Origin of the sequence: Streptomyces sp. NPDC005303 (assembly GCF_040607335.1) — a bacterium.
Classification (GTDB): Bacteria; Actinomycetota; Actinomycetes; order Streptomycetales; family Streptomycetaceae; genus Streptomyces.
The window spans coordinates 1-21,791 of sequence record NZ_JBEXGM010000009.1 but is presented as its reverse complement, the minus strand read 5'-3'; the positions used below and the strand labels follow the sequence as shown (position 1 = coordinate 21,791).

The 21,791-nt window shown below is 72.1% G+C and carries 18 protein-coding genes; 9 read left to right on the top strand and 9 right to left on the bottom strand.

All coding sequences use genetic code 11. The features are described 5' to 3' along the window. Nucleotides 1-2 precede the first annotated feature (2 nt). Nucleotides 3-824, bottom strand: coding sequence for a phytanoyl-CoA dioxygenase family protein (locus tag ABZT93_RS15720; RefSeq protein WP_356104328.1), 822 nt, complete (start codon nucleotides 822-824; stop codon nucleotides 3-5). A 70-nt stretch (nucleotides 825-894) separates the two neighbouring features. On the opposite strand from ABZT93_RS15720, the gene ABZT93_RS15715 reads away from it, so the two are divergent. Then, a complete protein-coding gene (locus tag ABZT93_RS15715; RefSeq protein WP_356104325.1) occupies nucleotides 895-1,671 on the top strand; it encodes an AraC family transcriptional regulator in 777 nt (258 codons plus the stop codon). Nucleotides 1,672-1,776: 105 nt separating this feature from the next. Here ABZT93_RS15715 and ABZT93_RS15710 read toward each other — a convergent pair whose 3' ends face one another. The 4 genes from ABZT93_RS15710 to ABZT93_RS15695 form a co-directional block, all read right to left on the bottom strand. Further along, nucleotides 1,777-2,676, bottom strand: a complete 900-nt coding sequence (locus tag ABZT93_RS15710; protein ID WP_356104322.1) for an amidohydrolase — start codon at nucleotides 2,674-2,676, stop codon at nucleotides 1,777-1,779. A gap of 109 nt (nucleotides 2,677-2,785) precedes the next feature. After that, a complete protein-coding gene (locus ABZT93_RS15705) occupies nucleotides 2,786-4,051 on the bottom strand; it encodes a VWA-like domain-containing protein (protein WP_356104319.1) in 1,266 nt (421 codons plus the stop codon). After that, entirely contained in the window at nucleotides 4,048-5,268 is a 1,221-nt protein-coding gene (locus tag ABZT93_RS15700; protein WP_356104315.1) for an AAA family ATPase, read from the bottom strand. The genes ABZT93_RS15705 and ABZT93_RS15700 overlap by 4 nt, the downstream gene beginning before the upstream one ends. Before the next feature lie 61 nt (nucleotides 5,269-5,329). After that, the gene (locus ABZT93_RS15695) at nucleotides 5,330-6,856 is read right to left on the bottom strand and encodes a hypothetical protein (RefSeq protein WP_356104312.1); all 1,527 of its coding nucleotides are present in this window, start codon (nucleotides 6,854-6,856) and stop codon (nucleotides 5,330-5,332) included. A gap of 121 nt (nucleotides 6,857-6,977) precedes the next feature. Between ABZT93_RS15695 and ABZT93_RS15690 the strand changes: the two genes are divergently transcribed. Then, the gene (locus ABZT93_RS15690; RefSeq protein ID WP_356104310.1) at nucleotides 6,978-8,132 is read left to right on the top strand and encodes a cytochrome P450; all 1,155 of its coding nucleotides are present in this window, start codon (nucleotides 6,978-6,980) and stop codon (nucleotides 8,130-8,132) included. A gap of 38 nt (nucleotides 8,133-8,170) precedes the next feature. On the opposite strand, the gene ABZT93_RS15685 is transcribed toward ABZT93_RS15690, so the two are convergent. The 3 genes from ABZT93_RS15685 to ABZT93_RS15675 form a co-directional block, all read right to left on the bottom strand. After that, nucleotides 8,171-8,944: a hypothetical protein gene (locus ABZT93_RS15685; protein ID WP_356104307.1), complete on the bottom strand. Its 774-nt coding sequence runs from the start codon at nucleotides 8,942-8,944 to the stop codon at nucleotides 8,171-8,173. Then, nucleotides 8,941-10,200, bottom strand: a complete 1,260-nt coding sequence (locus ABZT93_RS15680) for a glycosyltransferase family 4 protein (protein ID WP_356104303.1) — start codon at nucleotides 10,198-10,200, stop codon at nucleotides 8,941-8,943. Before ABZT93_RS15680 ends, ABZT93_RS15685 begins: the two co-directional genes overlap by 4 nt. 74 nt (nucleotides 10,201-10,274) lie before the next feature. After that, nucleotides 10,275-11,348, bottom strand: coding sequence for an alkene reductase (locus tag ABZT93_RS15675; RefSeq protein ID WP_356104300.1), 1,074 nt, complete (start codon nucleotides 11,346-11,348; stop codon nucleotides 10,275-10,277). A 99-nt stretch (nucleotides 11,349-11,447) separates the two neighbouring features. Between ABZT93_RS15675 and ABZT93_RS15670 the strand changes: the two genes are divergently transcribed. From ABZT93_RS15670 to ABZT93_RS15645, 6 genes are all read left to right on the top strand, one after another. Further along, entirely contained in the window at nucleotides 11,448-11,816 is a 369-nt protein-coding gene (locus ABZT93_RS15670; RefSeq protein WP_356104297.1) for a MerR family transcriptional regulator, read from the top strand. 376 nt (nucleotides 11,817-12,192) lie between these two features. Then, entirely contained in the window at nucleotides 12,193-13,389 is a 1,197-nt protein-coding gene (locus ABZT93_RS15665) for a cysteine desulfurase-like protein (RefSeq protein ID WP_356104294.1), read from the top strand. Nucleotides 13,390-13,403: 14 nt separating this feature from the next. Then, entirely contained in the window at nucleotides 13,404-14,192 is a 789-nt protein-coding gene (locus ABZT93_RS15660; RefSeq protein WP_356104291.1) for a DUF427 domain-containing protein, read from the top strand. 147 nt (nucleotides 14,193-14,339) lie between these two features. Then, nucleotides 14,340-17,717 (top strand): pyruvate carboxylase, encoded by a 3,378-nt coding sequence (locus ABZT93_RS15655; RefSeq protein WP_356104288.1) that lies wholly within the window; start codon nucleotides 14,340-14,342, stop codon nucleotides 17,715-17,717. 58 nt (nucleotides 17,718-17,775) lie between these two features. Continuing rightward, nucleotides 17,776-19,221 carry an alpha-amylase gene (locus ABZT93_RS15650; protein ID WP_356104285.1) on the top strand — a complete coding sequence of 482 codons (1,446 nt, stop codon included), beginning with the start codon at nucleotides 17,776-17,778 and terminating at the stop codon, nucleotides 19,219-19,221. A gap of 107 nt (nucleotides 19,222-19,328) precedes the next feature. Further along, nucleotides 19,329-20,804: an MFS transporter gene (locus ABZT93_RS15645; RefSeq protein WP_356104810.1), complete on the top strand. Its 1,476-nt coding sequence runs from the start codon at nucleotides 19,329-19,331 to the stop codon at nucleotides 20,802-20,804. On the opposite strand, the gene ABZT93_RS15640 is transcribed toward ABZT93_RS15645, so the two are convergent. Further along, a complete protein-coding gene (locus ABZT93_RS15640) occupies nucleotides 20,779-21,549 on the bottom strand; it encodes a LuxR C-terminal-related transcriptional regulator (RefSeq protein ID WP_356104282.1) in 771 nt (256 codons plus the stop codon). The genes ABZT93_RS15645 and ABZT93_RS15640 overlap by 26 nt on opposite strands. Before the next feature lie 56 nt (nucleotides 21,550-21,605). Between ABZT93_RS15640 and ABZT93_RS15635 the strand changes: the two genes are divergently transcribed. Next, a partial coding sequence (locus ABZT93_RS15635; RefSeq protein WP_356104278.1) for a hypothetical protein occupies nucleotides 21,606-21,791 on the top strand: 186 nt, incomplete at its 3' end.

The window sequence follows — 21,791 nt, the reverse complement described above, 5'->3', positions numbered from 1 at the left end:
GGTCACGCCTGGCTCCTCTGTGCGGCGGGCCGGTTGGCGATACGGGTGGCCCAGTACTCGACGTCGAACGCGGGGTCGCCGGACAGTGCGCGCCACAGCCTGATCCGGTTGAGGATCTCCAGCCGGCCGGTGGCCTGCTCGTACCAGGGGAAACCGCGTCCCAGTTCCTCCCGGACGGCGGGCGCGTCCAGGTCCGCGGTGTCCCACAGTCGCACCTGGGGCACGGTCGGGTTGAAGCGGATCTTGTACATGTGGCGGACGATGTCGCTGTCGTTGCGCCGCCCGCCGTGCCAGATCCCGTGGTGCAGCAGGACGACCGTGCCGGCCGGGCAGGTCAGCCGGATCTGCCCGCGCAGGTTCTGATAGCGGCCGGTGTCGGTCTCGTTGGTACGCCGCAGATGGCTGCCGGGCACGATGAGGGTGCCGCCCATCTCGGCGGTGACCTCCTGCGGGTAGTACATGAGCTGCACGTCGAACGCGTCGGGCCGCACATCGATGACGGCGTCCCCGTGCAGCGGCTGCGCACTGCCCTCACGCGGCTCACGGGTGTGTACGAAATGGTGGTCGACGGTCGGGTCCGGGCCCACCAGACTCTCCAACGCCCCCGCGACGGCGGGCAGTTCGACCAGTCGGCGGGCGAAGGAACCCTCGGGGAACGCCTTCGGCACGGGAGTGCCGTACGGCACGGAGGGCAGCCCGTCGGCGAAGACCCCGAGCGCCTCCTCGTTCATCTCCCGGGGCACGATGCCGTCCAGGCGCAGGAAGCCGTGGGCCACGAACCGCGCCACCTGGGCGGAGTTCAGCAGCTGTCGTGTGGTTGACATACGGCAACCGTAGGAACAACAGCGGCCGCTGTCGTGGGTCGTAATCGACGACCACTGGTAATTTTCCACCATGACACGCCATGTCGACCTGGCCCTCCACCTGCCCCCGCAGGTGGAGAACGCGGGCGTCGGTGTGCACGGCACCGCGGGCCCGCACGACGTGTTCCGGCTCCCGCACCTGTGGCAGCTCCATCTCTACGACTACTCGGGCGCCCTGGAGCTCGGCGGCTCCCGGCACCCGATCCGCCCCGGACACGTGAGCCTCGTCCCGCCCGACACCGAGGTGCACTTCCACTACGACGCCGCGCGCTGCGAGCACCTGTACGCCCACTTCCGGCTGCCGGGCGGCGGCGAGCGGTGCCGGGTCCCGGTGATGCAGGACGCCGGCGCGGACGCGGCGGTGTTGACCGGGCTGCTGCGGCAGACGGTCGCGGCGAGCGCGCAGTCCCCGGCCCGGGCCGCCGCCGAGCTGTGGACGGTGCTGTGGCGCACCACCGGCCTGACCGGCGCCGGCGAGGACCGGGCCCGCCACCCCGCGCTGCGGACGGCCGTAGCCCACATCGAGGAGCACCTGGCAGGGCCCCTGACCGTCCCCGGCATCGCCCGTGCCGCCGGGGTCTCGCACACCCATCTGACCCGGCTGTTCCGCGAGGACACCGGACATACCGTCGTCGCTTACATCCGGCGCCGCCGCATGGAACGCGCCCGGCACCTGCTCATCGCCTCGACCCTGGCCATCCCGGCCATCGCGGCGACCGTCGGCATCCCCGACCTCCAGGCCTTCAACAAGACCTGCCGCAAGGAGCTGGGGGCCTCACCGCGCACCGTGCGGGAGCGGAGCGGATAGCGCGGACCCTCAGGCGGGCGTCGCAACCGTACGCCGGGCACTCGGCGCCGTTCGGTCCCAGCACGCGCGCCTGTGAAAACCGTTGCCGATAATTGCCTGCCCCCGTCACTCCTTCCCGGTGAGCAGGCGCCGGGGGTTGGCGATACGGAAGGCGTACGCCGCCGCCCCTCCGAGCCCGTGGCCGGGATGCTGGGGCGGCTCCGCGTACGGCCGGTCCGAACCCTGGACGACGGCCTCCACGCCCAGGGCACGCACGACGGACTCGACGGCACGCGGGCCGTACGAGGACGTCTCGACGAAGACCGACGGGTCCGGCTGTGTCCCGCCGCCCCCGCGCGCGGCGAACCGCTCCCCGTGCAGCGGGGCGAGCCCGGCCAGCAGCGCGAAGCACACCCGCAGCCGTGGGTGACGGGGACGGCCGTAGGCGCGGAAGGCGAACCAGGCGGCGTGCATCTGCTGGACGTACGGGACCATCGCGGGCCACCAGCCGGGCCCCTCGGAGCCACCGGCGGCGGGCCCCGGATGGACGAACAGCGGGAGGTCGCGCTCCGCCAGCAGATCGAGCAGTGGGGCGCACCGGGCGTAACCGGCCGCGTCCACAAGGGCGTCGGCGGGCAGCTGGAGGCCGACGAACCCCTGGTCGAGGTATGCGGCCGTCGCCCTGGCGTCGATGTCCCGCACACAGGCGGCGGCCCACGCTCCGAACGGCGCGGGCAGCGCGGCCGCGCCCTCGTGATAGGCGTCCAGCAGCGGCCGTGCCTCGGCCGCGGGCAGCCACTCCACGCCGATCGGCGCCGAGAGGGAGACGAGCGCGAGGCCGAGGCCGTCGGAGGCGGCGAGTTCCGCGCGCAGGTTCACGTCGTGGTCGGCGGGCGGGAGGTCGTAGGGCGGCTCACCGTGCAGATACAGCGTCCAACCGTCCACGTACGGCGGCTCGCGGCGCGCCCTCAAGGCCGTCACCAGCGACGGGCTCCACAGATGCTGGTGCACGTCGACATTGGTCATGCCGCTCCTCCCACCCAGGCCCGCGCTGTGCTCCGGACTCCTCCGGCCCCCATGATCTCGTGCTCCACCACCTTCACGTCCACCCCAAGGGCGCCGCGAGGTCAGTGGCTCACCGGTTACCAGCAGAGCCGATCTCCACCACGCGGGCCCAGGGAGGCGGTGCGTCCGGTACGTACTCGGGATTGTTCTCGCGTCGTGCCCCGCTCCTCCCCGGCCGGGGGAACAGGCCGATGACCGTACGGCACGAGGGCTGTGCGCTCGGCCAGGGGGTCTGCCCGTCGGTCAGGGCCACGACGACGTCCGGACGGGGCCGCGAGCGCAGCGCCCTCTCGAAGCCCGTGCGCAGATCCGTACCCCCGCCGCCGACCAGCGGGATGCCCTCGGCCCGGCACAGCGGACGCACGACCCCGGCCGCCGCGTCGCACGACAGCACGTGGACCAGATCACGTCGGCCGCCCACGGCGTGGGAGATCGCGGCAACCTCCAGGAGCGCGCTGCCCAGCTCGCCGTCACTGACCGAGCCGGAGGTGTCGATGATCACGCAGACCCGCGGCGGCCGACGCCGCAGGCTCGGCAGCACCGCGCCGGGGACCCCCGCCGAACGACGCGAGGGACGCCCGTAGCTGTAGTCGTCGCCCGCGCCGGAGCCGGAGACCGCCGAACGAAGCGCCGCGCCCAGCAGGTCCCGCCACGGTTGCGGCGGATGGAACGCCTCCTGTGCCCACCGCTGCCAGCCCTGCGGAGTGCTCCCCGGGTGCGCCTTGATGCCCTGCGCCACCCGGAAACGAACCGCGTCCCGCTCCTGCTCGCTCAGCCCGTCCGCGCCGTCGGAGCCCAGGTCCCACTCGCGCTCCAGACCGTCGGCACCGCTGCCGCAGTCCAGCCAGGACAGGTCAAGGGTGAGCGGCCCGAAGCTGATCCCGCTCAGGTACTCCTCCATCAGCTGCCCCACGGGCAGCCTCAACCGCCCGGGCCGGACGGCGCCTTTGGGCGCGACCAGTCCGTCGCCGTACACGTCGTCGTTGATCTCGCAGTCCGCGGCGATGTTCATCCGCAGCCGGTCTCCGACACCGGTCAGCCCGCGCTCACGCGCCACCCGGTCACCGCGCCCGTGGTGGTCCCGCAGCAGATGGGACACCTCGTGCACCCACACGCCCGCGAGCTCCTCCACCGGCATGCGGTCCACGAACGCCGGTGAGACATAGCACCGCCAGTGCCGGTCGACGGCCATCGTCGGCACCTGCTTCGACGCGACGGTGTGCAGCGCGAACAGCGCGGTGGCCAGATAGGGACGGGCCCGAGCGGCGTGGAGACGGGCGGCGAAGAGCTTGTCGCGGTCCAGATGGCCCCCCTTTTCGGGGGTGCTCGTGCTCATCGGCGGGCCTTGGAGGCGACTGCCGCCCGGTCCGCCCGCCGGGACAGCGCCACCGTCCCGGCGAGCCGCTCGATCGTCGCCGGCACCTCCCAGTCCTGCTGCCGCAGCGAGGCGAGCGTGGTCGCGGGCACCACCACTAGGTCCGGGGCCCCGGTCTCCAGCGCCCGGGCCAGCACCGCCCACGCCGAGTCCCAGCGGGCCCGGTCCGGACGCACGCGTACGGCCGCCACGACACCGTCCAGCACGGCCTGCCGCAGGTCTCCGCGCTCGGGCAGGACGGCCCCCGCGGGATCGGCGAGCACGTCCTCCGGGTCCGGGAGGTCCAGCCGGTCCAGGCTCGCCAGCAGCTCAAGGCCCGGACCGTCGCCCACCGTGCCCCGGACCAGCTGGGAGAGCACGTCCCGCGCGGAACCGGCGGCGGTCGCGAAGGCGATCAGGGACAGCGTCATGTCCCAGCTCCGCGGCGAGGGCCAAGGGCCGCCCCGCCGCGTCTCGTTGGTGGGCAGCCGGTGCACGAGCGTGGGCCGCGCGGCGAGCAGCCCGCACACCGCGCGGCGGGCGAACTCCACGGCCTCCGGCAGCTTGCCCGGGTCGAGCCGCGGCAGGGTGGCCCGCGGCCAGGTCCCGCCGAGTCCGCGTACGACGACCTCGTGGTCGTGGGTCCACTGGAGATGGACGAACCGGTTGGCCAGCGGCGGGCTCAGTTCCCACCCGTCGGCCGCCGAGGACCGGGGGTTGGCGGCCGCCACGATCCTTACGCCGGGCGGCAGCTGGAGCGTGCCGATGCGCCGTTCCAGGACGAGCCTGAGCAGCGCGGCCTGGACGGCGGGCGGCGCGGTGGACAACTCGTCCAGGAACAGCAGCCCCCGCCCGGCCCGCACCAGCCGTACGGCCCAGTCCGGCGGGGCCATCGGCACGCCCTGGGTCGCGGGATCGTCCCCGACCACGGGCAGCCCGGAGAAGTCGGACGGCTCGTGCACGCTGGCGATCACCGTGGTCAGCGGCAGGTCCAGGGCCGCGGCGAGCTGGGTCAGGGCGGCGGTCTTGCCGATGCCCGGCTCACCCCACAGCAGCACGGGCAGATCGGCGGCCACGGCCAGGGTGAGGGCCTCCAGTTGGGAGTCGGGGCGCGGTTCGGTGGTGGAATCGCGCAGGAGGGTCAACAGGTCGGCAGCGATGTCGAGTTGGGATGCGGGCGCAGGGGCTGTCATGGGCATGTGTGATCACCTTTGGGCTAGGAGCGGGTGAGGAGGGGGAGCGGTTTCCCCGGTGCAGGATTCAGGTCGCGTGACGCGGATGGGTGCGCCGGATCCGGGAGTCGCGACCAGTCGGGCGCGGCCGGAACCAGGTGGGCCCGGGGCCCGTCAGACCCGCCCTGAACAGGCCGTAGGTGACGCGCCGCAGCGCCGCCGCCTCCAGTTCGTCCCGGAACGGGCCGGTGCGTAGCAGTGCCTCTGGCCCGAGCAGGCCTTCCACGACGGCCAGCGCGCCGCTGGTGTCGCCGTGCAGGAGACGTTCGCGGACGCCCTCGAGGCAGTGCGGACGGCGATGTGCCTCATCGATGGCCTGGAGACAGGGGAGCGGGGTGCCGGTCAGCGCGACCAGCAGTTCTTCCCGCCGGATCTCGTCCGGGTCGTGGTCCAGCGGAACCAGCACCCCGTCGACAAGACCGATCCGGTGACGGGCTCCCCGGCACTCCACGAGACGCGGTCGTCCGGACCGGTCGGGCGTGCGGGGTGGTCCGGTGGCCGCGCGGCCCGGTGCCAACGCGGTGGCGACCAGGGGGTGCAGCCGATCCGCCTCGATCGCGCCGGCGCGCAACAGCCGGAGGTCGGGCAGCACCCAGGTCGCCGCGTCGGGCAGGACGGGGAGTGCGGAGACGGTACCGCCCGAGGGGGTCGGCACGGGGCGTATCAGGTCGTCGTCCGCGGCGAGCTCCAGCACCAGCCGCTGCCGCCTGCCGAGCCGCACCAGCAGGAGTCCGCCGGTCCGTCCTTCGGCCGCGAGCAGTAGCCGCGCCTCCGCCGCCCACCGATCGACGGCACAAGCGGTCGACATCATCAACTCCGCTGTATGGAGGGGGAGTTGATCAGATCGAGACCGGAGCGAGGGCTCACCGGCTTCAGACCCTTGCTGCAGCTCATCGGTCCTGGTCCGGTGGTGGTCTTCTCCGGTTCCGGTCCGGTCGTGGGTCCGGCGGGTTCCGGACCGGGCGTGGTTGTCATTCGCTTCGGTTCGGTCGCCGACCTCACCGCCCCAGCCCCGCTCCCCACCTGCCCCCGACCGTCCCCGCAACTCCCCGACCCTGCCCGCATCCCACAGATGCCGGTGCAGATCCAGCCGGAAGCGTCGGCTCGGGCGGGAGTGCGGATGCCGTACGGCGTCGGCCGTGGACCGGGACCACAGTGCGAGGCTGATCCGCTGCCCGGCATCCGCCCAGGCGGGCGCGGTGCGGGCCACGAGATGCACCGGGCCCTCGGCGGCCTCGTACCGCGCCAGGGTCAGGGTGAGCCCGGGCCGCAGCAGCCCGTCCGGGGCGATCCTCGGCATGTGCCAGCGCAGCAGGTCGGGAGCGAGGGCGCGGAGATCGGCCCGGACCCGGGAAGCCGGCTCCCGGCCGTGCTCGCGCGCCACGGCCCTGAGGTCGAGATCGACGTCGAAGCCCGCGGCGGCACACGCCCCCGCCCAGTCCCCGGCGAGGCGACGGGCGGTCGCGGTCTCGATCATGGAGGCCGGCACGGCGAACTCGCGCACGCGCGGCCAGAAGGACGTACGGATGTCCTCGTTCGCGGTCGAGGTGAGCATCAGCACTCACCTTGCGCGGACGGGACCCCCAATCGTTCGGGAGGGTGAGTCGTCATCGCGGAGCAGCGTAAGCCGCCCGACGCGCCTCTGCCACGTGTTTTCCGCCGGGTTAGGCTGAGGCGTGATCGCATTCCCGCTCGGCGCCGCCACCACGACAGCCGAACTCGCCAGTGATCCGCACGCGCGCCTGGCCGCACTCCGCGCGCACGAACCCGTGTCCTGGCTGCCCGAACTGAACGGCTGGTTGGTGACCCGTCGCGATCTCGCGCTCGACGTGATGCGGGACGCAGAGACCTTCACCGTCGACGACCCCCGCTTCTCGACCGCCCGGATCGTCGGCCCGAGCATGCTCTCGCTGGACGGCGACGAACACGCCCGCCACCGCGAGCCGTTCACCGCGCCCTTCCGCCCGCGTGAAGTGCGGGACGGCTTCGCCGAGTTCATCGAGCGGGAGACCGACCGGCTCGTCACCGCACTCGAACCTGCGGGCGCCGCCGAACTGCGCCGCACCTTCGCCGGCCCGCTCGCCGTCGCCGTCGTCACCGAGGCACTCGGACTGGTGGGCGCCGACACGGGCACGGTGCTGTCCTGGTACGACGCCATCGTGCGGTCGGTCTCGGACCTCACGGAAGGCCGGGCCGCGGGACCCGAGGGCCCGGCGGCGTACGCACAGCTCCGGAAGGCGGTCGAGGCGACGGTCGCGGACGGGGCCCACTCGCTCCTGACCACCGCCGCCGGGCGGCTCGCGCTGCCGGAAGTGGCCTCCAACGCCGCGGTGCTGATGTTCGGCGGCATAGAGACCACCGAGGCCATGATCACCAACGCACTGCTGCACCTCCTGGGCCATCCCGACCAACTCGCCCTGGTCCAGGCCGACTTCGCGCTGCTGGACAGCGCGATCGAGGAGTCGTTGCGCCTCGAACCCGGCGCGGCCGTAGTGGACCGTTACGCCACCCGTGACATCACCCTCGGTCCGGCCGCGATCCACAAGGGCGACCTCGTCACCGTCTCCCTGACCGGCGTCAACCGGGATCCCGCCGTCTTCCCCGACCCCGACCGCTTCGACGTCCGCCGCGCGAACGCCCGCCTCCAACTGGCCTTCGCACACGGCCCCCACTACTGCCTCGCCGCCCACCTGGCCCGCCTGGAGACCCGCATCGCCCTACGGCACCTGCTCGACCGTCTCCCCGCCCTCCGCCTCGACCCGGCCCACCCGGCCGCCCCGCACGGCCTGGTCTTCCGCAAGCCACCCACGCTGCACGTTCTCTGGGGCTGACCTTCAGCACGGTGTCCCGGCGGACCGAACCGGGCGTCTCACTTGGCCCGTGTCACCTCCAGGGACAGGTCGTTGTCGACGGTGTAGTACGGCCGCACGACGACTTTCCCGGCCTGGGCACCGGGGTAGACGAAGACGTGCTTGCGGTCGGCCACGTCGTCCAGGAGACGGGCGAGCCGGATCAACGGGGCTTCGGGAGCGGGCCGTACGTACATGTCCCAGATGCCGATGTCCAGGGTCGCGTCGTCGACCGTGAACGAGAAGCCCTGGCCGTCCTCCTCGATCAGCGGCTCCAGCGTGCGTACGGCCCCTTCACCGCGCCGCAGCCGCAGCCGCACCTCGGCACCGTCCAGCAGCGAGGCGCCGTGCAGCCGGGCCGCGACCCTCAGTGCAGGGCCCGTGACGTCCACGCGGTCGGCCTCCGCGTGCGCGGGCCTCAGCCAGGTCCGCACCGCGAGGTAGCCGTCCTTGGTGGCATACGGAACCCGTACGGCCAGCGGCCCCCGCCGCTCCCGCAGGTCCCCGTCGACCAGGGCCCGCAGGTCACGGGGGCCCGGACGCAGACGGGTGCGCTCGGACCCGTCAAGGAGATACACGTCCCACCGCCCTTCCACGAGCACGGGGTCGGGGCCCAGCACGGCCTGGGTGCGCCCTTCGCCGACGGTGTCCAGGTCGAGGACGTGCAGGGTCTCCTCGGGCTCCCCCTTCTTCGGACGCAGCCGCAGCAGCAACCGCTGCTCGCGGGCCGCCGGCAGCTCGAAGATGATCCGGCCCTCCGGGTCGATAGCGCATCCGGCGCGTGGCGTGGTCATGACCGTCCCTTCCGTACGAGGCGCAGCGCGCCGCTCGCCGCGATCAGCGCGGTGTCCCTGGCGGCGGAACTCCGGGCGGTCAGCGTTCCGCCCTGGCGCTGCCGCACGACCCGCCGGCCCGCCCGCCGCGCCGACACCGCCTCCGTGATCAGCCGCTCGGCCTGCTCGACCACGGGACCGGGAGCGAACCGCCGCGCGTTCTCCAGGGCCGCCCTGCCCATCCGGCGCCGCAGCTCGTCGTTCCCGGCCAGCTCCAGCAGGGCGGCGGCCATCGCGTCCCGGTCCCCGACCGGCACCAGACGGCCGTCCACGCCGTCCGCGATGATCTCGGCGGGTCCGTGGGGGCAGTCCGTGCTCACCACGGGCAGCCCACACCGCATGGCCTCGACGATGGTCATGCCGAAGGGTTCGAAGTCGGAGGCGGCCACACCGATCGAGCCCTTGACCCACTCGGCCTCCATCGGGGCGGCGGCACCCATGAGGAAGACGTTGTTCCACAGGCCGAGATCGGTGATGAGCCGCCGCAGCCGGTCGTGTTCGTCGCCCTTGCCGTAGATGCGCAGCTGCCAGTCCGGATACTCGGCGGCGACCGCGGCGAAGGCCTCGACGAGGAGGTCGTACCGCTTCACCGGGACCAGCCGTCCGGCCGCGACGACCACCTTGGCGGAGCCGTCCGCGGCCGGCAGCACGGGGTCCGGCACGCTGTTGGGCAGTGCCTCGACCCGTACGCCGGGCAGCCGCATCCGGCGCCGGTAGGCGGCCGCGTCCGCCTCGGTGACCGTGGTGAGCACGTCGAGCCCGCGGTAGGCCCGGCGCAGCGCGGTGCGCAGCCGGGGTGAGTGGTTGTCGAGGGTGAGGTGCTCCTGGCCGACGCGGGCCACATGGGGTGGCGCCTGGCCGGCGAGATGCACGTTGAGCCCGGGGCGGGTGCCTATCACCGCGTCCGCCTCGATGGTGGCGAGGGCCTGGGACATGCGCTGGTCGGTCAGTTCGCTGTACTGCCCGTACCGGTACTCCGAGCGCGGGAACACCCGCGCCGGTCTCTGATGTAAGGGGTGATCCCTCTCCTGCCTCAGATCGACCAGTGGCCGCAGCGAAACCCGGGGATCCAGCACGAAGTTGGGCAGTTCCCGGTGCCGCAGCACGGAGACGATCTCCACCTCGTGCCGTTCGGCCAGGGCCTGGGCCAGATTGAACGTGGTGGTGATGGTGCCTCCGATCCCGTAGGCGTTGTGGAGCAGGAAAGAGATCTTCATGTCGGGCTAGACCACCCGACATTGCCTACGGTTGACCCTCGTTACCCTTTCGTGGTGTCCTCGCCACCCGGACGTCATGCCGTGTACTGGTATGCGGGATAAGTGAGATAGCCGCTGTCGCCCCCCTGGAAGTACGTGGCCTCGTCGGCGGGGGCGATCGGCAGGTCGGTGCGCAGCCGTTCGACCAGGTCGGGGTTGGCGATGAAGGCGCGGCCGAAGCTGATGAGGTCGGCGCCGAGGCCGAGCCAGTGGTCGGCCTCCGAGCGGCCGGTCTGCTTGGCGCCCATCGGCAGTACGGGATTCATGACGAGCGCGCCCGGCCAGGCCCGGCGCAGGGCGAGGAGCGTCTCCTCGGGAGCGGTGGCCTCCAGATGGACGTAGGCCAGTTGGAGCCCGGACAGCTCGGTCAGCAGCGCGGTGTACAGCTCGGTCACGTCCGACTCCTCGACTCCCCAGAACGTGCCGCCCGGTGAGAGCCGTATCCCGGTCCTCTCCGCGCCGACCGCGTCCACGGTCGCGGCGGCCGCTTCGACGGCGAACCGGATCCGGCCGGCCACCGAGCCGCCGTAAGCGTCCGTGCGCAGGTTGGCGTTGGAGGAGAGGAACTGGGAGATCAAGTAGCCGTTGGCGCCGTGCAGTTCCACCCCGTCGAACCCGGCGTCGACGGCGCGCCGCGCGGCCTCGGCGTACGACGCGGCATGCTCGGGCACCTCCGCCGTGTCCAACGCCCGCGGAACCGGCGCGGGCTGCGGTCCGGTGGGCGTGAACACCTCGCCGGTGGCCGGGACGGCCGAGGGGCCGACGGGCCGCAGACCGTTGGTGTCCGGGTGCGAGACCCGCCCGCCGTGCATGATCTGCGCGAAGATACGGCCCCCGTTGGTGTGCACGGCCTCGGTCACCGGGCGCCACGAGGCCACCTGCTCGTCGGTGTGCAGCCCCGGTGTGCCCGGATTGGACTGCCCGATCAAACTCGGCTGCACCCCTTCGCTGACGATCAGGCCGGCCGTGGCCCGCTGGGCGTAGTAGCGCGCCATCGAAGGCGTCGCCAGACCGCCCTCGGCGGCCCGCACGCGTGACATCGGGGCCATGACCACCCGGTTGGGCAGCAGCAGTCCGCCGAGCCGGAAACCGGTGAAAAGCGTTGTCACGTCACGTCTCCTTCGTGATCCTCGTGCCCGTGTCCCGAGCACGTGGTTACGCTAAAACCTGACGTCGACGTGAGGGTCAAGTCCGTCAGGGAGGAAGTCGTGCGCATCGGGGAGTTGGCGGCACGGGCCGGGGTCAGCGTCCGGGCCCTGCGCTACTACGAGGAGCAGGGCCTGCTCACCAGCACGCGCAGCGCGAGCGGGCAGCGGCACTACACGGAGGACGCGGTCGAGCGCGTCCTCTTCCTCCAGGGGATGTACGCGGCCGGACTGTCCAGCCGCACGATCACCGAGCTCCTGCCGTGCGTCGAGTCACCCAGCGAGGAGACGTCCGACGCCGCGCTGGTGCGGATGGCCGAGGAACGCGACCGGCTCTCCGCGCACATCCAGGACCTGATCCGCACCCGGGACGCCCTGGACGGACTGATGGCCACGAACCGTGCTTACCACGAGACCCTGGGCACGGGGTGACTGGCTGAGCTCACACCGTCGACCGCCGGACCGAGGAGCCCCAGGTGTCCTTGTGGGGGCTCCGGGCCCGGCATCTCGACCGACGGCCACGCACCGGGCCCACCGTGAGCCCCCGCGCATGGGGTGGCAGGTTGAGCCCACGCCGTGGACCGCCGGACGGAGGAGCCCCGCGTGTCCTGTGGGGCTCCGGGCCCGGCATCGCGCGTTTCGCCGAGCTCGTCCGGACCCGTGCCGCCTGTCCGCGACGGACCGACGGACCCGAAGGACCGACGGCCCCGACGGACCGACGGCCACGAACCGGGCCCACCGTGAGCCGCCGCGCACGGCGTGACACGCTGAGGTCACACCGTCAACCGGCCGGACCGAGGAGCCCCACGTGACGTACGACATCGCCGCCCTCCGCTCCCACTTCCCGGCCCTGGCCGCCGGCACCGCCCATTTCGACGGCCCCGGCGGCACCCAGACCCCCGAACCCGTCATCCGCGCCATCGCCGACGCCCTGGCACAGCCCCTGTCGAACCGGGGACGGATCACGCTGGGGGAGCGCAACGCCGAGCGGATCGTCACGGAGGCCCGCCGGGCCATGGCCGACCTGCTCGGGGCGGACCCGGCGGGGATCGTCTTCGGCCGCAGCGCCACCCAGCTCACCTACGAAATCTCGCGCACCCTCGCCAAAACCTGGTCGCCCGGCGACGAAGTGGTCGTCACCCGCCTCGACCACGACGCCAACATCCGCCCCTGGGTCCAGTCGGGCGCCACCGTGCGCTGGGCGGAATTCGACCCGAAGACAGGGGAGTTGAGCGTCGACGCCATCCGCGCCGTCCTGTCCGGGCGCACCCGGCTCGTCGCCGTCACGGCCGCCTCCAACCTGATCGGCACCCGCCCCGACATCCCCGCGATCGCCAGGGCAGCCCACGAGGTCGGCGCACTGCTCTACGTGGACGGCGTCCACCACACCGCCCACTCCCTCGTGGAGACGGAGCAGCTGGGCGCGGACTTCTTCGTCTGCTCCCCGTACAAGTTCCTCGGCCCGCACCACGGAGTCCTCGCCGCCCGCCCGGAGTTGCTGCAGACCCTGCGCCCGGACAAGCTCCTGCCCTCCACCGACACCGTCCCGGAGCGCTTCGAACTGGGCACGCTGCCCTACGAGTTCCTCGCCGGCACGACAGCGGCGGTCGACTTCCTCGCCGAGCGTCTCGACACGACGGCCACCGGCAGCCGGCGCGAGCGGCTGGCCGCCGGGTTCGCCGCCCTCGAAGCCCACGAACACGTCCTGCGCGCCCGCATCGACGAAGGGCTGGCCGCGCTCGACGGTGTCACCGTCCACTCCCGGGCCGCCGACCGCACCCCGACCGTCCTGCTGACCTTCGAGAACCACAGCACGGCCGACGCGTACGGCTTCCTCGCCGAGCGCGGAGTCCAGGCCCCGGCCGGCTCCTTCTACGCCGTCGAGGCCTCCCGCCACCTCGGCCTCGGCGACACCGGCGGCCTGCGCGTCGGCCTCGCCCCCTACAACGACACACAGGACGTCGACCGGCTCCTGACCGGACTGGCAGACTTCCTGAAGAGGTGAAGGGAGAACCGATCATGACCACGTTCCCCACCGCACGAGACGTACGGACCACCCCGGAGGGCCTGCTGTGGGAGCCCAGCGAGCGCTGGGTGCGCGGCCGCAAGGGAGACGTCACCGTCGTCGACAGCCGCCACCCCGTCCTCGTCTGGGAGCCCGACGTACCCGTACCGCTGTACGCCTTCCCGCGCGCCGACGTCCGCGAGGACCTGCTGCGCCCCGCGAAGAACCCGGCGACCGGCACCCACACCGGATCACAGGTCTTCTACGACCTGGAGGCCGACGGCGAGCTCGTCGAGAACGCCGCCTGGACCTTCCCGGCCGCCGACCTCGCCGACCACATCGCCTTCGCGTGGTTCCGGCGCTGGGGCACCGGCCTCGACCACTGGTACGAGGAGGAGGAAGAGATCTTCATCCACCCCCGTGACCCCCACAAACGCGTCGACGCCATGGCCGGCAGCCGACATGTCCAGGTGGAGATCGACGGGACGCTCGTCGCCGACACCCGCCGCCCCGTCCTGCTCTTCGAGACGGGCCTGCCCACCCGGTACTACCTCCCGCGCGAGGACGTCCGCCTCGACCTCCTCGAAGCCACCGACCACCACACCGGCTGCCCCTACAAGGGCACGGCCGAGTACTGGTCGGTGGGCGGCCACGCGAACATCGTCTGGAGCTACCCCGACCCGCTCCCCGCCGTGGGAGCCGTCAAGGGACTTCTCGCCTTCTTCAACGAGGCCGTCGACATCACCGTGGACGGGGAGCGCCTGGAGCGGCCGGTGACCCCCTTCACCGGTACGGTGAAGTGATCACGGTCGGCCGCACGAGGTCGTACAACCGCTGTACCTGCGCGGATCATCCCCAAACCGTCCGCGACACGTGACCTGACTCTCATGGCCACCGACCGCCTTTGCCGAGAACATGGGGGCGTCACCGGCAGGCCGAAGGGAACGGGAATGCTCCGCAAGGTACTGGTCGCCAACCGTGGTGAGATCGCGATCCGAGCGTTTCGCGCGGGCTATGAGGTGGGCGCGAGGACGGTCGCCGTCTTCCCCCACGAGGACCGCAACTCACTGCACCGACTCAAAGCCGACGAGGCCTACGAGATCGGCGAACCGGGCCATCCCGTACGGGCCTATCTCTCCGTCGACGAGATCATCCGCGCCGCCCGCCAGGCCGGCGCCGACGCCGTCTACCCCGGCTACGGCTTCCTCTCCGAGAACCCCGAGCTCGCCCGCGCCTGCGAGGAAGCGGGCATCACCTTCGTCGGCCCCAGCGCCGACATCCTCGAACTGACCGGCAACAAGGCCCGCGCGGTCGCCGCGGCCCGCGCCGCGGGCGTGCCGGTCCTGGGCTCCTCGGCCCCCTCCACCGACGTGGACGAGCTGGTGCGGGCCGCCGAGGACGTCGGCTTCCCGGTGTTCGTGAAGGCCGTCGCGGGTGGTGGCGGGCGCGGTATGCGCCGGGTCGAGGACCCCGCCCAGCTGCGGGAGTCCATCGAGGCGGCCGCGCGCGAGGCGGCCTCGGCCTTCGGCGACTCGACCGTCTTCCTGGAGAAGGCCGTCGTCGAGCCCCGCCACATCGAGGTCCAGATCCTCGCCGACGGCGAGGGCAACGTCATCCACCTCTACGAGCGTGACTGCTCGGTGCAGCGCCGCCACCAGAAGGTCATCGAGCTCGCGCCCGCGCCCAACCTCGACCCGGAGCTGCGCGACCGGATCTGCGCCGACGCCGTCCGCTTCGCCCGCGAGATCGGCTACCGCAACGCGGGCACCGTGGAGTTCCTCCTCGACCGCGACGGCAACCACGTCTTCATCGAGATGAACCCGCGCATCCAGGTCGAGCACACGGTCACCGAGGAGGTCACCGACGTCGACCTCGTTCAGGCCCAGCTGCGGATCGCCGCCGGCGCCACCCTCGCCGACCTCGGGCTCTCCCAGGAGGCGGTGCGGCTGCACGGCGCCGCCCTCCAGTGCCGTATCACCACCGAGGACCCCGCCAACGGCTTCCGCCCGGACACCGGCCGGATCAGCGCCTACCGCTCGCCCGGTGGCTCCGGCATCCGCCTCGACGGCGGCACCACCCACGCCGGTACGGAGATCAGCGCCCACTTCGACTCGATGCTGGTCAAGCTCAGCTGCCGGGGCCGGGACTTCACCACCGCGGTCAACCGGGCCCGGCGTGCCGTCGCCGAGTTCCGCATCCGTGGTGTGGCCACCAACATCCCGTTCCTCCAGGCCGTCCTCGACGACCCGGACTTCCAGGCGGGCAACGTCACCACGTCGTTCATCGAACAGCGCCCGCATCTGCTGACGGCCCGGCAGTCCGCCGACCGCGGCACCAAGTTGCTGACCTACCTGGCCGACGTGACGGTCAACAAACCGCATGGCGAGCGGCCCGAGCTGATCGAGCCGGTCTCCAAGCTGCCGAGCGTCGACACGAGCGTGGAGCCGCCCGCGGGCTCCAAGCAGAAGCTCACCGAACTCGGCCCCGAGGGCTTCGCGCGGTGGCTGCGCGAGTCGCCGACCATCGGCGTCACCGACACCACGTTCCGCGACGCCCACCAGTCGCTGCTGGCCACGCGCGTGCGGACCAAGGACATGCTCGCCGTCGCCCCGACGGTCGCCCGCACCCTGCCCGAGCTGCTCTCCCTGGAGTGCTGGGGCGGTGCCACCTACGACGTCGCCCTGCGCTTCCTCGCCGAGGACCCCTGGGAGCGGCTGGCCGCCCTGCGCGAGGCCGTCCCCAACATCTGCCTCCAGATGCTGCTGCGCGGCCGCAACACCGTCGGCTACACCCCGTACCCGACCGAGGTGACCGACGCCTTCGTGCAGGAGGCCGCCGAGACCGGCATCGACATCTTCCGCATCTTCGACGCCCTCAACGACGTCAGCCAGATGCGCCCCGCCATCGAGGCCGTACGCACCACCGGCACGTCGATCGCCGAGGTGGCCCTCTGCTACACCTCGGACCTCTCCGACCCGAACGAGCGCCTCTACACCCTCGACTACTACCTGCGCCTCGCCGAGCAGATCGTGGACGCGGGCGCCCACGTCCTGGCCGTGAAGGACATGGCGGGCCTGCTGCGCGCCCCGGCCGCCGCGAAGCTCGTCTCGGCGCTGCGCCGCGAGTTCGACCTGCCGGTGCACATCCACACCCACGACACCGCGGGCGGCCAGCTCGCCACCTACCTGGCCGCGATCCAGGCGGGCGCCGACGCCGTGGACGGTGCCGTCGCCTCCATGGCCGGTACGACCTCGCAACCCTCCCTCTCCGCGATCGTCGCCGCGACCGACCACTCCGACCGCCCCACCGGCCTCGACCTCAAGGCCGTCGGAGACCTGGAGCCGTACTGGGAGAGCGTCCGCAAGATCTACGCCCCCTTCGAGGCGGGCCTCGCCTCCCCGACCGGGCGCGTCTACGACCACGAGATCCCCGGCGGACAGCTCTCCAACCTGCGCACCCAGGCCGTCGCCCTCGGCCTCGGCGACCGCTTCGAGGACATCGAGGCGATGTACGCGGCGGCCGACCGGCTCCTCGGGCATCTGGTGAAGGTCACCCCCTCCTCCAAGGTGGTCGGCGACCTCGCGCTGCACCTGGTCGGCGCCGGGGTCACCCCCAAGGAGTTCGAGGAGACCCCGGACCGCTTCGACATCCCCGACTCCGTCATCGGTTTCCTGCGCGGTGAACTCGGCACCCCGCCCGGCGGCTGGCCCGAGCCCTTCCGCACCAAGGCGTTGCGGGGCCGCGCCGACGCCAAGCCCGTCCAGGAACTGAACTCCGAGGACCGCACCGGCCTGGAGAAGGACCGCCGCTCGACCCTCAACCGGCTCCTGTTCCCCGCCCCGACCCGCGAGTACGAGACACACCGTCAGTCCTACGGCGACACCAGCCTCCTGGACAGCAAGGACTTCTTCTACGGTCTTCGCCCGGGCAAGGAGTACGCCGTCGACCTGGAACCGGGTGTACGGCTCCTCATCGCGCTGGAGGCGATCGGGGAGGCCGACGAGCGGGGCCTGCGCACGGTGATGTCCACGCTCAACGGCCAGCTGCGACCCATCCAGATCCGCGACCACGCGGCTTCCTCCGACATCCCGGTCACCGAGAAGGCCGACCGTGCCAACACCGGCCATGTCGCCGCCCCGTTCGCCGGCGTCGTCACGCTCGCCGTGAGCGAGGGCGACGAGGTGGCGGCCGGAGCCACCGTCGCCACCATCGAGGCCATGAAGATGGAGGCCTCGATCACCGCCGCTAAGGCCGGCCGGGTCACCCGCCTCGCCATCAACAAGATCCAGCAGGTGGAGGGCGGTGACCTGCTGGTCGAGATCGGCTGAGCCGGACGCGACCGGCGGGGTCCCCGCGGTCGGGCGGTGGCAGGGAGGAGCCCTTGTCATGACCGTGATCCACGAGATCAACACCCTCGTCTGGCTGGGCGAGTTGAGCCACCGCCACGGCCGTCCCGTCACCCTCGGTGACGTGCCCGACGAGGACTGGGACTCCGTCGCACCGCCCGGCGTGGACACCGTGTGGCTGATGGGAGTGTGGGAGCGCAGCCCGGCCGGACTGGAGATCGCCCTGCGTGACGAGGCACTCAGGGCCTCCTTCCGTGAAGCCCTGCCCGACGTCACCGAGGCGGACATCGCCGGATCGCCGTACTGCGTACGCGACTACGTCGTGGCCGCCTCCCTGGGAGGGCCTGACGGACTGGCCGCCGCCCGCGCCCGACTGGCCGCGCGGGGACTGCGGTTGATCCTCGACCACGTCCCCAACCACGTGGCCCCCGACCATCCCTGGCTCACCTCGGACCCCGACCGTCTCGTCCAGGGCACCGCCGACGACCTGGCCCGCGCTCCGGCCGACTTCATCGAGGCCGGGGGACGGATCTTCGCCCGCGGCCGCGACCCGTACTTCCCGCCCTGGCCCGACGTCGTGCAGCTGAACGCCTTCTCCGACGCACTCCGGGAGGGGACCGTCGAGACCCTCGTGTCCATCGGCGACCAGGCCGACGGCGTGCGCATCGACATGGCCATGCTGCTGATGAACGACGTCTTCGGCAGAACCTGGGGTGACCGGGTGGGCACGGCCCCGGCCGAGGACTTCTGGCCGTACGTCATCCCCCGCGTGAGGGCCCGTCACCCCGGCCTCCTCCTGGTCGCCGAGGCCTACTGGGATCTCGAAGGGCCCCTCCAGCGGCAGGGCTTCGACCACTGCTACGACAAGCGCCTCTACGACCGGCTCCTGCACGAGGACGCCGACTCCGTGCGCGCCCACCTGAGCGCCGACCCCACCTACCAGCACGGTCTCGTCCGCTTCCTGGAGAACCACGACGAGCCACGGGCCGCCGCCACCCTGCCCGGCGACCGGGGACGGGCGGCGGCCGTGGCCGTCGCGACCCTGCCGGGCGCCACGCTCTGGCACGAGGGCCAGTTCGAGGGCCGCCGGGTACGGCCACCGGTGTTCCTGAGGCGCAGGCCGCCGGAGCCCGTCGACGAGCCCCTGCGTGACTTCTACGCCCGGCTGCTGCCCACCGCCGCCTCCGTACGCCGGGGGGACTGGCGGTCGGTGACACCCGAGGGCCGGCCGGACGACGACACCCACCGCCGTCTGCTCGCCTGGACCTGGACCCACAGCGACGCCCGCCACCTGGTCGTCGTCAACGACTCCGAGGGGCCGGCCCGGGCCAGGCTGCCCCTGCCGTGGGACGACCTGAGAGGCCGTGTGTGCCGGGCGACCGACCTGCTCACCGGGGCGGTGTACGACCGTGACGGAGACGAACTGACCGACTCCGGTCTGTACGTCGCCCTGGAGGGCTGGGGCTGCCACGTGCTCAAGTGGTGACGGCCACGGCACGGGCGTACCGTCGTACGGAGACCATGAGCACTGACCCGCAGGCGAGTTCTGCACCACGGACCACCCCACCGGACTCCGGCGGGGGCGGAAACGCCATGGCCCTGCTGGTCATCGCGTCCTGCCAGCTCATGGTGGTGCTCGACATCACCATCGTGAACATCGCGCTCCCGGACATCCAGCGCTCCCTGGACTTCTCCACCACCAGCCTGGCCTGGGTGGTCAACGCGTACACCCTCACCTTCGGCGGGCTGCTGCTGCTCGGCGGCCGCACCGGCGACATCCTCGGCAGGCGCCGCATGTTCGTCTGCGGAGTGCTGCTGTTCGTGCTCGCCTCGCTGCTCGGCGGCCTCGCCCAGAACGAGGGCCAACTCCTCGCCGCACGCGCCCTCCAGGGCGTCGGCGGCGCCATCGCGTCCCCGACCGCGCTCTCCCTGGTCAGTACCACCTTCCGCGAAGGACCCGACCGCAACCGGGCGTTCGGCGTCTTCGCCGCGGTCTCGGCGGGCGGCGGCGCGATCGGACTGCTGGCCGGAGGAGTGCTCGTCGAGTGGCTGAACTGGCGGTGGGTGCTGTTCGTGAACGTCCCCATCGGACTGCTCATCGCGCTCGCCACGCCCCGCTGGATCCGCGAGTCCGAGCGGCATCCCGGCAACTTCGACATCGCCGGAGCGCTGACCGCCACGGCGGGCATGGTGCTGCTGGTGTACGGCTTCATCCGGGCCGCCCAGGAAGGCTGGCGGGACGCGCTCACCCTCGGTTCGTTCGCCGCCGCGGTCGTCCTGCTCGTGGTGTTCGTGCTGATCGAGAAGCGTTCCCGGCAGCCGATCACCCCGCTGCACATGTTCGCCGACCGCAACCGCGCGGGCACCTACGGCATCATGCTGTGCCTCGCGGCCGCGATCTTCGGCATGTTCTTCTTCCTGACCCTCTTCACCCAGAACGTGCTGGACTTCAGCCCCCTGGCGACCGGGTTCGCGTTCCTGCCGGTCAGCGTGGTCATCGCGATCGGTGCCGGTCTCGCGTCCCGGTTCCTGCCCGTCTACGGGCCCAAACCCTTCATGGTGGTGGGCGCGATCCTCGCGGCGGCCGGGCTGGCCTGGCTGACCCTGACCGACGTCCACTCCACCTATGCGGGCAGTGTCCTCGGGCCGATGCTCGTCTTCAGCCTCGGCATGGGCATGGAGTTCGTGTCACTGACCCTGATGGCGCTCTCCAACGTGCCCACCGAGGAGACCGGCGCCGCCTCCGGGCTGCTCAACGCCACCCAGCAGGTCGGCGGTTCGCTCGGGCTGTCCATCCTGGTCACCACGTTCGGAACGGCCAGCACCAACGAGGCGGAGAAGCAGGTCCCGAACTTCCTCGCCCAGGCCACCACGGCCGAGCGCCGCCTCTTCGCCCGCACCGGTCAACTTCCGGGCTCCTGGGGCGACGAGGTCCTGACCGCCGGCGTCTCGGCCGCCTTCGTCGTGGCCGCGATCTTCGCTGTGCTCGCCGCGCTCATCGCCCTCGTGGTCATCCAGGTCCGCCCCTCCGACCTGGAACGCCTCAAGGGCGGGCCGCCGATGCCGTAGGGACGAGCCCGAGCCGCTGGGCCTGCAGCACGGTGCTGACGCGGTCGTGCGTGCCGAGCTTCCGGTAGATGTTCGCGATGTGCTTGTGGACCGTACGCTCGGATATCCCCAGCCTGCGGCCTATCGACACGGCGGTCAGGGCGTCGCCGAGCAGGAGCAGCACGGTCGTCTCCCGGGGCGTGAGCGCCAGGTCGGCCGCCTCCTCGGACGGGGCGTTGAGCCGCCGCAGGAGCTGGCGCTGCTGCTCGACGGCGGCCAGCAGGGGCTGCGCCTGCTCGGCCAGACGCAGCTCGTCGTCGCTGAAGTCCCGCCCGGAGCGGTACACCATGCACCCGGTGACCGGGGTGGTCGACTGCGGCAGCGGAATCCCCAGCACGTGATCGACGTCCAGGAGGTCGTCGAGCAACTGCGCGGTCGGGCTCCCCGACCAGGAACGGCCGGCCAGCCGGCGCGCCGTGACCGGCGTCCGGTCCGCTCGGCCCGCGTAGTGCCCGGCCAACGGGTAGCCCGCGCGCAGCAGTTTCGTCTCCTCCTCGCCGAGCGAGCCGAACTCGGCGTCGGCGCCGGGGGACAGTCCCAGCGTCCCCTCGCTCTCGTTCCAGTTGTCCAGCTTGTAGATCAGGGCGTCGCCACCGCACAGGGCCGGCAGTTCGGCTGCCAGGAGGGGCCACAAGCGCTCAGGGTCGTGTTCGTGGAGCGCGGCCACGGCGACCGACAGCATCCGCTCATACGCAGTTGTACCCATACCGGCCCTGTACCTCGCTGACCCACACTTCATCCGAGCAACATCGACGTTCTCGGATGTACTCCAGCACATTGAAGCTCCGGCGGGCCGCAGTGGGGGAGGGCGGCCCGTCGGATACGCCTGTTCCCCCGCGGGACGGCAGCGCCGGCCGCGACTCGTGCGGGCCGCCGGCGTACCTCATCGGCGGCAAGGCGTGGCGGCTCGCCAGCAAGAACACGCTCCAGGACATCGAGCGCGCGGTG

Bases quoted from the DNA above. Each gene is read 5' to 3' on its own strand.
- ABZT93_RS15720 (WP_356104328.1), bottom strand. From the start codon at position 824: ATGTCAACCACACGACAGCTGCTGAACTCCGCCCAGGTGGCGCGGTTC.
- ABZT93_RS15715 (WP_356104325.1), top strand. From the start codon at position 895: ATGACACGCCATGTCGACCTGGCCCTCCACCTGCCCCCGCAGGTGGAG.
- ABZT93_RS15710 (WP_356104322.1), bottom strand. From the start codon at position 2,676: ATGACCAATGTCGACGTGCACCAGCATCTGTGGAGCCCGTCGCTGGTG.
- ABZT93_RS15705 (WP_356104319.1), bottom strand. From the start codon at position 4,051: ATGAGCACGAGCACCCCCGAAAAGGGGGGCCATCTGGACCGCGACAAG.
- ABZT93_RS15700 (WP_356104315.1), bottom strand. From the start codon at position 5,268: ATGCCCATGACAGCCCCTGCGCCCGCATCCCAACTCGACATCGCTGCC.
- ABZT93_RS15695 (WP_356104312.1), bottom strand. From the start codon at position 6,856: ATGCTCACCTCGACCGCGAACGAGGACATCCGTACGTCCTTCTGGCCG.
- ABZT93_RS15685 (WP_356104307.1), bottom strand. From the start codon at position 8,944: ATGACCACGCCACGCGCCGGATGCGCTATCGACCCGGAGGGCCGGATC.
- ABZT93_RS15680 (WP_356104303.1), bottom strand. From the start codon at position 10,200: ATGAAGATCTCTTTCCTGCTCCACAACGCCTACGGGATCGGAGGCACC.
- ABZT93_RS15660 (WP_356104291.1), top strand. From the start codon at position 13,404: ATGACCACGTTCCCCACCGCACGAGACGTACGGACCACCCCGGAGGGC.
- ABZT93_RS15655 (WP_356104288.1), top strand. From the start codon at position 14,340: ATGCTCCGCAAGGTACTGGTCGCCAACCGTGGTGAGATCGCGATCCGA.
- ABZT93_RS15650 (WP_356104285.1), top strand. From the start codon at position 17,776: ATGACCGTGATCCACGAGATCAACACCCTCGTCTGGCTGGGCGAGTTG.
- ABZT93_RS15645 (WP_356104810.1), top strand. From the start codon at position 19,329: ATGGCCCTGCTGGTCATCGCGTCCTGCCAGCTCATGGTGGTGCTCGAC.
- ABZT93_RS15640 (WP_356104282.1), bottom strand. From the start codon at position 21,549: ATGGGTACAACTGCGTATGAGCGGATGCTGTCGGTCGCCGTGGCCGCG.